10 protein-coding genes are annotated in these 14916 nt (G+C 45.2%); 8 read left to right on the top strand and 2 right to left on the bottom strand.

Annotated features, from left to right (window positions below; all coding sequences use genetic code 11):
- Positions 1–288 precede the first annotated feature (288 nt).
- The 4 genes from IS446_RS01155 to IS446_RS01140 are packed head-to-tail and all read left to right on the top strand — an operon-like array spanning position 289 to position 5252.
- The gene (locus IS446_RS01155; protein WP_203057492.1) at positions 289–1638 is read left to right on the top strand and encodes a DarT ssDNA thymidine ADP-ribosyltransferase family protein; all 1350 of its coding nucleotides are present in this window, start codon (positions 289–291) and stop codon (positions 1636–1638) included.
- A gap of 29 nt (positions 1639–1667) precedes the next feature.
- Positions 1668–3236: a hypothetical protein gene (locus IS446_RS01150; protein WP_203057475.1), complete on the top strand. Its 1569-nt coding sequence runs from the start codon at positions 1668–1670 to the stop codon at positions 3234–3236.
- The gene (locus tag IS446_RS01145) at positions 3229–3888 is read left to right on the top strand and encodes an OmpA family protein (RefSeq protein WP_203057473.1); all 660 of its coding nucleotides are present in this window, start codon (positions 3229–3231) and stop codon (positions 3886–3888) included. Before IS446_RS01150 ends, IS446_RS01145 begins: the two co-directional genes overlap by 8 nt.
- A gap of 2 nt (positions 3889–3890) precedes the next feature.
- Positions 3891–5252, top strand: a complete 1362-nt coding sequence (locus tag IS446_RS01140; RefSeq protein WP_203057471.1) for an ADP-ribosylglycohydrolase family protein — start codon at positions 3891–3893, stop codon at positions 5250–5252.
- Between the two features lie 91 nt (positions 5253–5343).
- Here the strand turns inward: IS446_RS01140 and IS446_RS01135 are convergent, their stop codons facing one another.
- Positions 5344–6471 carry a BT4734/BF3469 family protein gene (locus IS446_RS01135; RefSeq protein WP_203057469.1) on the bottom strand — a complete coding sequence of 376 codons (1128 nt, stop codon included), beginning with the start codon at positions 6469–6471 and terminating at the stop codon, positions 5344–5346.
- A 143-nt stretch (positions 6472–6614) separates the two neighbouring features.
- Positions 6615–7886 carry a DUF2130 domain-containing protein gene (locus IS446_RS01130; protein ID WP_203057461.1) on the bottom strand — a complete coding sequence of 424 codons (1272 nt, stop codon included), beginning with the start codon at positions 7884–7886 and terminating at the stop codon, positions 6615–6617.
- Between the two features lie 293 nt (positions 7887–8179).
- On the opposite strand from IS446_RS01130, the gene IS446_RS01125 reads away from it, so the two are divergent.
- The 4 genes from IS446_RS01125 (at position 8180) to brxC (ending at position 14913) form a co-directional block, all read left to right on the top strand.
- Positions 8180–9970, top strand: coding sequence for a DEAD/DEAH box helicase (locus IS446_RS01125; RefSeq protein WP_203057459.1), 1791 nt, complete (start codon positions 8180–8182; stop codon positions 9968–9970).
- Positions 9971–10185: 215 nt separating this feature from the next.
- Positions 10186–10785: a DUF1819 family protein gene (locus IS446_RS01120; RefSeq protein WP_203057457.1), complete on the top strand. Its 600-nt coding sequence runs from the start codon at positions 10186–10188 to the stop codon at positions 10783–10785.
- Between the two features lie 3 nt (positions 10786–10788).
- A complete protein-coding gene (locus IS446_RS01115; RefSeq protein WP_203057455.1) occupies positions 10789–11370 on the top strand; it encodes a DUF1788 domain-containing protein in 582 nt (193 codons plus the stop codon).
- 6 nt (positions 11371–11376) lie between these two features.
- Positions 11377–14913 carry a BREX system P-loop protein BrxC gene (gene brxC, locus IS446_RS01110; protein WP_203057453.1) on the top strand — a complete coding sequence of 1179 codons (3537 nt, stop codon included), beginning with the start codon at positions 11377–11379 and terminating at the stop codon, positions 14911–14913.
- Positions 14914–14916 lie beyond the last annotated feature (3 nt).

Raw genomic sequence — 14916 nt, 5'->3', positions numbered from 1 at the left:
GGGTTATTTGGGGTGTTTTGCTGTACTAAGCTATAAATTATTTCGCGTAAAAAAATGACTACAAAACAAATTTCATTGTCATTTCTGAGGCAAATATGAACGGGAGATGTGCATGGGAAATGCACAGTTTAAAATACTTTATCCTCAGGTGTGCTGAAGGCTTTTATGGCAGGTGTTGTTTATTGAACAAATGATGTTTAAAATGAGGAAACCCGTAATTGGGCCAGGCGTATATTTCTTACATTTGATACGCTCTGATTTCTGCATTATTCAAGCTAAAAGGTGGCCATGGGATTTTTTGATAAGCTGGTAAGCACGCTAAAAGAATGGATCGGTGTCGAACAGACATACGATGAAGACATATCTTCTCCCGCCCCTATTATTATTACACCATCTCCGGCTTATATCACCCTGAAAAAGGAACTGCATCGCCTGGAAAAGGAAATTGAGCATCCAGTGTCAAGGCCTTTTACTCACACAGAAAAAATAATTCTAGAGCGAGCCCTTAGACCTTTTTCACTGCCTAAGCAAAGCGGCAGACCAGATGAAATAACCTCAGTAGCTATTACCTTGCAAGAACGAAAGCGGGAACTTAGCGGACAACGGGATAAAAATTATCAGCGGTTGGAGCAGGAAGTTTTTGGGGCCCTGACTCAGATCAAGGAGACTCGTAAGATTGAGGAGGAGCGCAAACGGAAGCTAGCATTAAAACGCAAGGTCAATGCCCGGATAGCAAAGATCACCAAACTCATTGAACAAAATGATTTTGCCCTGGCCCTCACTAATATCGATGAGCTTACGGATTGGGTACCGGAGCGCAAAGGGGAATTCCAGGCCTTAAAAAAGGGAGTGCTCAAGCAGCAGGAAGATTTTAAACGGGATCTGAATCGCTATATAACGCTCTGGAATAGTTTTAAGGAATACAAAAAAGCCAATAACTGGGAGGCTGCAAGAAATGCAGCTTTGGAGGTCAAAAAAATAGCATCCTATACCTCAAGGGGGGCTGCCATGCTGCAAGAGGTTGAAGAGCGGATCCGGCAGAAAAAATTACTGGAAGAAAAGCTTAGAAAAGCGGCAGAAGAACAAAGACGACTTCGCGAAAAGTATAAGGAAGATGCCGAACAGATAAGATCCCTTCTCAAAGAAAAAGGAATTCATAAGTTTTACCACTTTACCGATGCAGCCAATTTGAATTCGATCATCCAAAATGGTGGATTGTTTTCGTGGAAATATATCGAAGAAAAGGGGGTTCCGATTGTAAGATTCGGTGGCGATCAAAGTTCACGTAATAACGATGTTAAATATGGCCTTGAAGATTACGTTCGCCTCGCCTTTAACGATCAGCATCCCATGTCTTATTTTGCCAAAAAGGAAGGTAGGATTGGCAAGATTGAATGGTTGGAAATAGATACGGAGGTCGCGACACTAAAACCAACCCTTTTCTCGGATATGAATGCTACCAAAAACGGACATCAAACAGGTGGTGATTACCACTTCCTTAAAAACAATATTCGGTTTGAGATCGTTAAACAACCCAATCAATGGGATCCTGTAACCCAGGAAAAAAGCCCCTATTATCAGGCTGAGGTTATGGTAAAGCAACACTTGCCATTACAATATATTACAAACTTAGATTAATGTAGATTTTTTAAAAGAACAACAACCCTATGGAATATGTGATTATCGGTGCTATTGTCATTATGCAAATCATCGTTTTTGTTAAAGTATATAACAGAATCGCTACCTTAAAGAATTACTTCCCCAAAAAGTCAAACCTTTACATTGAGGCGGCCGATTTTGAACATCCCGGGGGTAACATCAAGGTTGATCTGGTGAAGGCAAAAGGAAAAACATCTTCCGGATTTAAGGAAGTGCTGAACTCCACCAATTCTTACCTTTTTAATAATAAAGGGAGTGCTGCCGATTTTAATATTTTGAAAGATATTACCGAAAGGCAGGTAGATACCATTATCAATGCCATTAATAGCACGGTGTCTGTACCGCTTTTCCTGGGGCTTGCTGGGACCTTCTTCGGGATTATCTACGGACTTACGTTCTTGGATTTTGCCTCTGACACTGCTACACAAGCTACTCAGGCGGCGATCAATTCGACTCCCGGTGGTTCGGTGATCTCTTCAGAAAGTATTGGACTCATGATCGATGGAGTTATTGTGGCTATGGTGGCCAGTGCCTGTGGTCTAATACTTACCCTAATTAATTCGGCTTGGTCCTATAAGGCGGCATTATTCAGGAACGAGGTGGATAAAAATGCCTATTACGACTTTCTCCAAAGTAGTCTGCTGCCTAAACTTTCAAAGGATGTTTCTGATAGTTTGAACTCCCTCAAAAGCAACCTCGATCACTTTAACAATGCCTTTGGTGATAACTTGATTCACTATAAGGATAGTTTTCAGTTGCTTAATGATAACCTGACCAAGGAAAAGGAGTTCCTCGAAGCCGTTCAACAGGTAGGCCTTAAAAAGCTTTCTTCCCAAATAGTGAAAACTTTCGATCAGATCAGCGATGCTTCTAACGACTTTCATCATTTTCAAAAGTATCAGGCTGGGCTCAATAAAAACATCAGCGCATCATTAGGGATCCTAAAGGAATACAATGAGGTTTCTGAGAAGTTTTCAGGGTTTAATAAAAACCTGGAGCTCGTCTCAGGACATATTATCGAGTCGTCTGATTTTTACCAGCAGTTTAAAGACTTTTTGGAGTCGCATTTCTCTGAAGTGGAAGCCCGTAAAAATGTGTTCACCGGCGCCATGGAGCAGATCGATAAGGTGCTTACTGCAAAACTGAAGGAGATCTCAGAAAAAACACTGTCCCAGCAGGATGCTATGGATGATCAATGGCGTTCAACTGTTGATCAACTCAATGGGGATATTGCCAATGTCTTTGGCGTCCTCACCCGATATGTTGAGAAAGAATCAGAAGCACTTAAAAATTACATTGCTGCCGAGGAAGAAGGGTTGAGAAAAGCCTTTGGAGAAAACAGAGAATTCTTTAAGGATTTCAAGTTTGTTGAACAGCTGTTCGATAAATTTACAGCCCATTCAGAAATGACGCACACCCATTATACCAACGTGGAAGGCGGACTCGAACATATCGCGAAGCTCTTGTCGGATGATCACAGCCTCCTAATGGTGAACAAGAATTTAGTGGAAATTAAAATGGCCCTGGAAAAGTTAACACAAACCATGGCGCATCAAAAAGGGGTGTCTTATGAGTAGGAAGAAAAGTGGGGATCTCTTCTGGATGAGCTATTCCGATCTCATGACCAGTATGTTTTTTGTAATGCTGGTGCTCTTTGTACTGGTATTCTCGATCATGAAGTACGAACAACACCGGCTGCAGATCAAATTACAAGAGTTTGAAAAGCTGGAAGAGATCAAAGCTGCACTGAACAACCTGGATAAAAGGTACTTTGAGTACGATTCTATAAACAAACGCCACGAGCTGGTGGTTGATGTGCTTTTTCGTTCAGGGAGTTCGATAATACCCGAAAAGAGTAAGGAAGACTTATATCAGGCGGGTCTTGAATTAAAACGGCTTATCGATAATGTGCCCGTAAAGCATAAGGATATTAAATATTTGGTTATTATTGAAGGGATGGCCGCGAGGTATAATAACCCTTCAGAACAATGGAAGAATGAAGATCCGGGGTATATACAACGGACCTATATCCTAAGCTATAACCGGGCCAAAGCCCTCTATGAATTTTGGGAATCCAGGGGGATCGATTTCGGAGAAGATACCTTCGAGATCATGCTGGCCGGCAGTGGCTGGTTCGGAGCCGGAAGATATATGGGAGATGATGAAGGAAAAAACAAACGTTTCTTAATTCAGATTCTACCCAAGGTAGGTCAGATCGGAAAAACCTAACCATGAATAAAAGAATACATAACAGCCTGTTCCTTTCTGCTATAGGTGATGCCCTGGGGTGGATTACCGAGTTTGAACGCTCAAAAGAGGATCTCTATAAGCGCTACGGTGTTTCGGAAATTATAGAATTCAGGGATTGGCAAAAGCCTGTTGGAGGCCGTTTCAATGGGTATGTAGATTATATTAAAGCAGGAAGTTATTCCGACGATACCCAGCTTATTCTTTCTGTCTGCAGGTCATTGAATTTGGATGGCAGCATGGATCACCACTACTTTGCTAAAACAGAATTGCCAACCTGGCTGCATTATGCCCGTGGTGCCGGCCGAACGATTAAAAATGCCGCCAGGAAAATAGAGCGAAAGTCGGCCGACTGGAATAATAATTTCTTTAGTTATAAAGCGGGTAAAACCACCTTGCAGTATGCCGATAGTGGGGCCAATGGAGCCGCCATGCGCATTCTGCCCATTGCCCTGGCTAATAGTGAAAGGGAAAACCAGCTGTTAAACGAGATCTTTTACAATAGCATTAGTACCCATGGGCATCCTCGGGCTATTGTTGGCGCTATGCTCTACGGCTTGGCAGTGAGTGACCTGCATAAGCAAAACCATGAAGATTTTGATTCCCTAAACTTTTTGACTGGGTTTGGAAAGACAATAAGTGACAGACTTTCGCTTTCCAATATTGATCAGAAGCCCATCCGGGATTGGATGTTGACCTGGGATAAGGAAGCGGGAAGGAGCTTTGCTGATGAATATGCCCAAACAGTAATGGAGGTCGTAGTGCATTTACGCCAGGTCTTTATGGGATTGAGAGATCAGGAAGACGATACCTTGGTGCTCAGAAAATTGGGCTGTTTTGCTCCCGAAACCAAAGGTTCCGGTATCGCTACGGTGGTTGGCGGACTCTTTCTGGCGCTGAAATACCCTAAAGAACCGAAGCAGGGAATCCTCGTGGCGGTCAATGCCATCGGCACCGATACCGATAGTGTGGCGGCTTTTACCGGCGGACTCCTTGGTGCTTTACATGATGATGAAGTGATCCCGGAGCAATGGTGCGGAGTACAGGATGCAGATTATCTGCGCAATATGGCGGATAAGATCGAGAAAATACAATCGGGAAAGTATGTGTTAATACGATCCAATGAAAAGGTAGATCTGATGAGGGCTTCTTTGGAGTTGCCCATTAAAAATGATGAATACGCTATAGGCGATGAGGTGTATTTCGATCCTTTAGGGTTAGGCATCATCCAAAAGGTAGATCGCCAAACGCCGCTTACCCAGGGGAAGTTCAATCTGATTCTTGATGTGGATTTCGAAAACGGACAATCGTGTAAGTTTGCGAAGCTTTTGAATCACCCTGAATAAATATGACTTCTGCCTTTTGATCTTTCCTTACCCATGATACTTTTTCATTTACGAGGTTTCTGGCAGTTTGTACAAATGTTTAAGCGGAGCTTCATTTGGGGCGGCACTGACGCATGATTTCAAGTATTCTATCTCCAAACGCATCGGCTTTCTTTTCACTGATCCCTTTGATCGAAATGAGTTCTGCTTTGGATGCAGGGCGGCTATCGGCAATAGCGTCCAGAATTTTATTGCTGTAGATCTGGAATGCCAGGCAATCCTGCTCCTTTCTGAGGGTGTCTCTTAACTTACGAAGTTCCTCCTTAAGATCAGGAGTTTCATAGGCCGGATCGGGCTCTGCAGCAATAGCAGGGGCTGAGGCGTCGATTGGCTGTTTGTCGTGTTCATGGTTGATCTTTATACCTTGTTCGCCTGCGATATGAAAAAGGGACCCGGCAGTGATGCTACCGTTGTTTCTTAAGCCAAGTTCTGTGTAAAAATTTTCACAGGAACTCTCGTTGTAGTCATGATGGAATTGGGATATGCGATGAAAATATTCCCGACCCTCTTCCCCGAGTTCCGTGTGCAGGGCAAAGCCTATGCGCATCCAGTTGTCGTAACTGTCGGTTAGGTCAAGGCCATCATTTTCGATTTTTTTGGTAAGCTCCTGTATTTTTGCTCGCGTTTCCGGACTGCCAGGAGTGATAACATTACTTGCATACGCGACCTTTCTGTTAGCGGACTTTGATGCTTCTTTGCGTTTGGTGAAGACCTGAGCCCTTTCATTAACGTAAATGTCGGGGTCATAAGAGAGCAGCATACACCGGGTAATATCCTTGCAGGATGGATCGATAGTGATGTTATGTGTGTCTCGATAATAGCCCTCCAGGGCAAGGAATTGTTCCCGGTGAGAGGAATCTGAAGGGAGAATCTTTACGATCGCCTTGATCCCCTCACCACCTGGGCTGCGAAAGCACACATAGGTATAAGGGTCTGCTTTTAGTTTTCTGAACGCTTCAAAGTAATCAGAAAGGTCGTCAATATCGATCTGCATGAGTCCGCTGTGACAAATCAAGCCTGTGCCCCTTCGCTCAGAAAATATGCCCGATAGGGTCACCGCCGGGATGTTCGACGTTTTGATCGTATTTCTAGCTTTTTTATCCTTTGTATTGCGCAATCTTGAGATCACCTCCTTGAACTTCCCGTTCTTAATTATTTGCACAAGGCTGGTGATATCCATTTCTCCTTGCGGAGTTTTGGAGCTTTTAAGATTTGCAAACAGGGAAAATCGATATGGAGAAGTAGGTGGGTTGTTCATAAGGTTGGTGGCCTTTTACAATTTTGGAGGTTTAGGGTTGGAAAATAAATATACTGGATGGGGCTTTATGATTCGATCGCCAAAGCTTCCTGTTCTTCCCTGTCAAGTTCCAATGCCGGAATGCTCTGTACGGCACTCCCTGCAATGCCTCTTATGGAGGCATGCATATGAATGGCATTTCCGATTACTTTTTCGATCTGCTTTTCGCGCTGTTTCCAGATGCGCTTCATGGCGTTTTTCTCTTTTTGTAAGTCCAGCTGCATCTGGGAAAAACCTTCGACGATCCCTTCCATCTGCAATTTAAATTCGGTACTGGTGAGAAAATCGTAAAGCATCCCCATCTTATCACCCTTGTTTTCCTGGTGGAGTTTTAAGGTGCTCCACTTCACAACAGATTGACGCAGCACATTACACAGGCTTTTAAACTCTTCAAACGTGCAGATCCAGATGCCTTCCTTCATGCCCATACGTTCCATATCGGCAGGCATAACCTCAGTGACTAAAACACCAATGTCTGCCCCTTTCTCACGGATGTCATTCTTGAACTTTTCGATCCATGAAGGCTGGAAATTCTTGGTGCGTTTGCTCTCGTAGTAGATGGTGCCACAGTTGGCCTGCTCCCTGGTATTCACCACCTGAAGGCAATCGCCTCCTAAAGCCCCTTTTTTGACCTCATCAATAGTGTCTAACGGGAATTTAGTCATTAGCCATTCTTCAATGGCGAGCTCCTGCGCCTCTCCTTGTAGCTGCATAGACCCCTGCTCTTGCTTGCGCTTCATCTCTTCGGTGAGCTTTTTCTGATCCTCCAACTGCTTTTTGAGTTCCAGAATCTGTAGTTCCGAAGCGGCAGCCGCCTCTTTTTTGATCCTTTCTTTTTGAGCAACCAACTCAGCATTGAGTTCTTTTTGGGCTTCGACCTTGGCCAACTCCATGGCTTCCTCTTTTTCTCGCTTGAGCTTTTCGATCTCAGCCTCCTTTTTGAGTAGATCTTTTACTTTTTCTGATTTCTCCTTGAGCTCTTCCTGGATCAAACGCAGCTGTTCCTGATTGTCTTCCTCCAGCTTCGCTTTGAGTCGTTTTTCAATTGCCAAGGTAGCTTCGCGCTTTTCTTTCTCCAGGCGCTCGCGAAACAATTCATCTTGTTGTTTTTTCCTGGCTTCGAGCTCGAGTTTGGCCTTTTCCAGGATCGATTCCCTGGCCTTTTGCTCGTCGAGTAACTTTTTGCGCTCGCGGGCAAACTCCTGCTTCATCTGGTCTTCGATCTGATGCTTCAGAATGTCGTTTACATTAATATCGCTGCCACATTCGGGGCATTGTATGGTGGTATGCGTGCTCATAATAGCAGGGTTTTTATGGGTTAGGCCACAAATATAGTATAGGGCCTTGCAGTCTTGCTGCACAGTTAGTTCGTCCTGTCAAGCGCTTATTTATGGTTCTTTAAATATAAGTGTCTTTCGATAGACAGGAATACGGAAACCCGTAATTAATCTTGTAAGGGATTCCGTAATTTCGAAAGGCCTAAAACCAACAGGGTGTTTCAGTGGTGCCACATATTCAGTCTTCCATTAACTGTGCAAATAAACTGCACAGTAACATTGGATATTTGTAGGGTAATCAAAATCCAATGCTTATGACGGCTTATCAAAAATACTGGAACACCACCATTACCCAACTCCTTAACGCTATCGATGCTTCTGAAGGCTTGCGCACCAACATCATCGGAGTGCTGCAAAACTCCATGCTCACCGGAGTGTTTCCCAACCAGGTCATCAACGCCCTTCGTATCGCACTCTCCATCAAAGAAGGACATAAAAACGTGGGCTTCGTAGCGCCTATGCAAAGTGGTAAATCGGGTACGGCCTATGTGTTGTGTAACTATGTGTTGCCAGAGATTGGGTTTATCAAAGAGAAGGAATCCATCCTTTTTGTCACCAGCATGCGCGATACCGACCTGTATGAACAGAACCGCAAAAACCTGGAAGCCGATTTCTTCGATTTTGCTTCACAGGAACATAAGCCCTCATATATTCAGGTGATCAAAATGAATGAGTTCTTCAAACATCCCAATCCTCATAAGGTGGTCAACGATTTTGATGTGCGGCTCATTGTGCGTGATGAGGACCAGTATGGGGCTGGGGAAGAATCCAGTTTTAAGATGGCCTTTTTTGATGAGCTTCGAAGACGCATGCCCGATATTAAACTTCTGGCGGTGAGTGCTACGCCTTACGATATTCTGGAGGCGCACTTTTCTGAAGAACATTACGATGTCGATATTGTGGAAGGGGAACGTCCGCCTCAGTATTATGGTATCACCGAAATGCTGGAAGAAGGGGTGGTAGAAGATTACCCAAAAAACTTTCGTCCCCTCCAATCCCAAATGGTCGATGGCGAGGAGGTCTTTACCGTTCACCCTAAGGTGCATGAATATGTAGATCATTTGCTCGCCTTTGAAGACGGACTCGGAATTATCAGAACCTCAAATACCACCAGAGCCCTGGAGTTGAGAGATCAGTTGCGCAAGATGTATAAACGCAGTATTACTTGTGTGGCTATTGGCTCGGATGCCGGATGCAATTACAAAATCCAGGAAGGCCTGGAAGAGGTAAAAAAGATGATCACCAAGCAAGGGAAACGCGTGGTGCTGATCGTAGTGCAAGCGCTCACGGCTGGAAAAGACCTCAAGCTTTTAAAAGAAAAAGTGCGTTTCGGTATTGAGACCCGAGATAAGCAGCTGGCCAATGGTGCCCAGGGCATTACCGGCCGACTCTGCGGATATCATAACAACCGCAATTTTAAACTCATGGCCAGTGTGCACCTGTTAGAACACTATGCCGAATTTGAACAGGACTGGGAGATTTTTGCAGAAGATGAATGGCGCAACGGACTCTATAACGGTAAGGTAAAGGGTTTAAGTACCCACACAAAGTTCCAGCAGGAGCAAAAACAGGGCATGTTTACCCCGATCGTAAAGATGGAGCAGTACACCTACCAGGACCTGTTAACCGAAAAGGTGAAAGAAGCCCTGTATTTTTTAGATGAAGAGGCCTACGACAGGTTGCTGGCTATGTTCAAGCCGGAATTCTATGAGCGCAATACCAAAGGGGAGCGCTTTAAGACAGAAGGGGTAACCGTGCGTATCGCTTCGAGTTACAACTCCAAAAGCAACCGGGTATACAATAATTGGGAGTGTACGATGAATGCGGATTTCGGAAACATCTTCTTTAAAAAGCAACAGTATGAGTACGGACTGCTCATCAGCAATTACCCTGCTCATGATGACCGCAATCCTAAAGGGTTTTGCGGGGTGAAGGTTTTGCAATCGGGATCGCCAGTGTACAAAAGCCAGAAAACAAGTGTGGTGTCCCCTTCGATGTACCGAAAGGAACAGGAAGAAGATGAGGCAGATTTTTACGTAGCCTGAAATAACGGTTTAAAAGTATGGGTTTGATATACAAGAGTATGGAGAGTAGGGGGCATGAACCCCGGGGTAATGGGGGAAGATGACGTAAATTTGCGGGAAACATTCCTTGCAAATCGCAGCTTAGAGTTGTAATATTATGTCCCGTTGAGAAAATTGCCTTAACGGATTCCCAACCCTTGAGCTGCTTGTGTTCTGCAAGGAAAGTAGATGGCATTATGATAGAAGAAAAACCGTACAGTTTTGGATTTACCGCGGCATCGCTGCGAACGAAAGAATTTAGGACAACCATTGAAATGATCACAGCAGGGAAACAAGATCAATTGGCATCGGCCTTAGGGGGTGGTAAATCTACCACCGGAAAGCGTATGGCCCTTGAACTAACCAAAAGAGCGCAGCAATTAAGTCCGGAACAAATGGAGTATTTCCTGAATACGGGCCTGGATGAGCAAAACGCCATGGCCTTTTATGCCGTGTGTAAGGCCCATCATTTTATCCGTGATTTTATGATCGAGGTGGTGCGCGAAAAGACCTTTGTTTATGATACCGTACTCACCGAGGGAGAGTTCATCACTTTTCTCAGAACCAAAGCAGAATTGCATCCGGAAATTGAATCCCTGGCCGATTCCACCCGCCAGAAGATCCGGCAGGTCACCTTTAACATGATGGCTGAGTCTGGGCTTATAGACAACCGTAATGATAAAAATATAGCGCCTCAGTTTTTAGGGCCGGAACTTCGGGCCCAGATCGCAGCCGATCACCCCTCTTGGCTCAAGGTCTTATTACTAAGTGATGCTGAAATCAAGGAATACCAATAATCCATGGAAAACCTGAACGATAAATTTAACCACCTCTTTGAGATCATCTCCCGTGACAGCTTCCTGAAAATGGAAAGCCTTGGCGGAGAGATCCCCTTCTTTATTGCAGCCTACGATGCACGGCAGGAACTGGATATTTCCCGGAACGTTGGCTATCTTAAAAACAAGCTGGAAACCCAGGGCATCCCCGTGCTGGAGATTAACCTATACAGCCTCTCTTGTGAGCTGTTGGAAGAACGCAGCCTGATAGACCGCCTGTTTCGGGTAGAACGGAAAAAGGGTAAGGATAAATTTCTCAGGGCCCTGCAATCGTCCCTGAACATCCACGAGGTGCTTATGCCAGCCATTCAGGCGAAGATTGCCGAGCACGGCGAAGCTAAGGTGTATTTCCTAACCGGTATCGGACAGGTATTTCCCTTTATACGTTCGCACACCATTTTGAATAACCTGCAGAATATTGCAAAGGAGGCGCCCACCGTGACCTTCTTTCCCGGTGAATACAACGGCCACTCCCTGAACTTGTTCGGGAAACTGAAAGACGACAACTATTACAGAGCATTTAACATAGAAAACATTAAAGCCTAACCACCCATGCAGATCAAGGATTTTTTTGAAAAGGACATCAACCGGAATATTGAAACGGTTATTAAGGCAGACGATCGCGACCATGTAGCTACCGAGGTCGCTGAATACGTGATTACTGATGAGATCGCTAAAAAGACCCGGAATTTTTTCCAGGCGTATAACGACTACTCTGGCGCCAATGGGGTGTGGATATCCGGATTTTTCGGAAGTGGTAAATCGCACCTGCTTAAGATCCTTTCTTATGTGTTAGAGAACAAAGCCTTCGACGGCCAGCACAGTGGTGAGGTTTTTGCCGGTAAAATTGAAAACGATGCCCTGCTGCGCGGTGATGTGCAAAATGCGGTGCGCATTCCATCAGAATCCATCCTGTTCAACATCGACCAACAGTCGCAGATCAAAAGCAAGACCGACGAGAATGCCATCCTGGCCGTTTTTTACAAGGTGTTTTACGACCATCTGGGGTATTACGGCTTCCAACCTCATGTTGCCGAATTTGAAATGTGGCTGGATAAACAGGAGAAATTCCAGCCTTTTAAAGAAAAGTTCGCCGCTATTCACGGCAAGTCCTGGGAAGAAGCCCGAAGAGATTACTTCGACCCTTTGGTGACCGACGACCTGGCCGAAGCCCTGGCAGAGATCAACAACACCCAGGCTGAAAAATACGAGGATATCCTCGATGAGCTGGAAGACAAGCAAAAACAGTCTATTGAAGATTTCAGCCTCAAGGTAAAGGAATATATAGATACCAAGCCCAAAGGGTGCCGCCTGAACTTTTTTGTCGATGAGGTGGGGCAGTACATCAGCGACAACACCAAGCTCATGCTCAACCTGCAAACCATAGCCGAATCCCTGGCAACCAAGACCCAGGGGGGCTCATGGATCCTGGTAACCTCTCAGGAAGACATGGAGACCATTGTGGGCGATATGAACAAGCAACAGCAAAACGACTTCTCCCGAATTCAGGCGCGTTTTAAGATCAAGGTGCCCCTCACTTCGGCCAATGTCGATGAGGTAATCGAAAAGCGCTTGCTTAAAAAGACAAGTGAGGTACAAGGCAACCTTACCGATCTCTATAAAAAGGAGAAATCACACCTGGAAACGCTCATCTCTTTTTCAGATATAGGCGTGCAGTTTAAAGGGTTTAAAAGCGACCAGGATTTTGGTAATAAATATCCGTTTCTCCCGTATCAGTTCGATCTTTTTCAGCAGTGCCGCAAGGCACTGTCTACCCACAACGCCTTCCAGGGAAAGCAGATGTCTACCGGAGAGCGTTCCATGTTGGGGGTATTCCAACAGGTTATACAGCATATCGAAGAACAAGGAGTGAAAACCCTGGTGAGTTTCGATCAGATGTTCGAAGGCATCCGCAACGAATTAAAGAGTGAGATCCAAAGTGCCATCATCCTGGCCGAGAGGAACCTGGATGATGCCATGGCCATCAGGGTGCTTAAAACCCTGTTTATGGTAAAGTATTACAGCAACTTTAAACCCACCAAACGCAATATTGCTACCCTGTTACTCGATCATATGGACGCCGATCTGAAACAGCATGGCGACCGTATTGAAAAAGCCCTGGAAATTCTCGAAAGACAGAGCTACATTCAGCGTAACGGCGAGGTGTTCGAGTTCCTTACCGACGACGAAAAGGATGTGGAAGAGGAGATCAAGGGAGTTGATATCGACGACCAGGCCACCAATCAACTGTTGCGACAGCTCTTCTTTGACGAGATCATCAGAGACAATAAGATCCGCTTTCAGGAGAACAAACAGGACTACGATTTTACCAACAAGATCGATGGGGTGGTCATGGGCCGCGAAAAGGAACTGGAAATAGAGATCGTTACCGGAAATGCTGCCGATCATGGCAATCCTACGGTATTGGCTTCCCACACCATGGGGACTTCCGGAATGAAGATGGTTTTACCGTCCGATTTTGCCTTTTCCAAAGACCTTAAACTCTATCTGCAAACCGAAAAATACCTCAAACAATCCAGCACCGCTTCAAATACTCCGGAGCGCAAACGCATCCTCGGAGAAAAGGGCCAGCTCAATGCCACACGCAAACGCAACCTGCTCAATGATGCCAGCCGTTTACTCAAAGAAGCTACGGTCTACATGAATGGGGGCAAACAGGAGGTGAGTAAAAGCAGCGATGCCAAAACCTATGTGATTAATGCCTTTCAGCAATTGGTGAAAATGGTATATACCAACCTGCGCATGCTGGGTACCGAAAAATATTCGGAAGATACCATCAAGCAAACCCTTCGCAGCCGGCAGGATGACCTCTTTGGTGCCGACGACCAAACCATGACAGAGGCCGAGAATGAGGTGCTGAACCAGATCAAAAGAAGGAAGATGCAATCCGACCGCACCACGCTGTCCGACCTTAAAGATTATTTCTCGAAGAAACCCTATGGGTGGTATCCCAATGCCATATGGACCGTGGCGGCTAAGCTGTACAAGCGCGGTAAGATCGAGGTCAAAAAAGACGGAAACCTCCTGGAAGATGAGGAGGTTCTTAATGCTATCATCAATAGTGCTCATCACAATAATACCTTGTTGGAGCCTCAGGTAGATATCGACCCGCGCCTGGTAAAAAGCCTCAGGGACATTTACGCCGAGGCTTTTGATGAATCCTGCCCGGTAAACGAGGCCAAAGAAGTGGCCCTGGCCTTTAGAGAGAAACTCAAGGACATGGGTAAAGAGGTTGATAAACTTTTGTATCGCAAGTCTGAATATCCTTTTTTAAAGGAGTTACAACCATTTTCTGAACAGTTAGGGAGATGGTCGGGTAAGGAGTATACCTGGTTTTTACAAAATCAGTCCGAATTTGAGGACGCTCTTCTGGATGCCAAAGAAGATGTACTGGGGCCTGTAATGCGATTTATGAATGGAAGTCAACTCAGGATTTACGATGAGGTGAAAAAAGTGCTAAGGGCCGATACTTCCAACTTCGACTATGTGGAAGGAGAAGAGTTGAAGAGCCTGAAAGATTTGCTGGACGACCCAAAGCCCTATGTCGATAATAAACTAAGGGAGGCAAAAGAAGCTCAGGAAGCCCTAAGTAAGAAGGTGCTCGAAAAGATTGAAGAGGCTAAGGAGAATGCCAACCAGGCCATCGATCAGGCCATAGAGGCCATTCGCCAGATGGAAGAATTTGACAAACTGGATGACGAATATCAGGAAAAGGTGCTCAAACCTTTTGAACAGGAACGGCAAAAGGTAGCTGCACAAAGGTATATTGCCAACCTGCGTACCCTGGCCAGCGATGTGAGTGGTAAGATGCTTACCAGCCAGCGTAATGCCCTGATGGTTTTTGCCCGGCCTAAACCAGAGCCCGTCCCGGTATCCGGAGGGGAGAGTCCCCAAAAGGAGACGGCCAAAGTAGCCGAACCCGAAGTACACTATATCGACAAAAAGAATATTCCGGTGAAATTTACCAAAACCGAATTACGTACCGAAGAAGATGTCGATGCTTACGTGGAAGCCCTTAGAGCAACCCTTAAAAAACATATTCAGGATAAACGAAGAATCTCTCTATAATTC

Origin of the sequence: Robertkochia sediminum (assembly GCF_016786255.1) — a bacterium.
GTDB lineage: Bacteria > Bacteroidota > Bacteroidia > Flavobacteriales > Flavobacteriaceae > Robertkochia > Robertkochia sediminum.
This window is presented reverse-complemented; position numbering and strand designations above follow the sequence as displayed.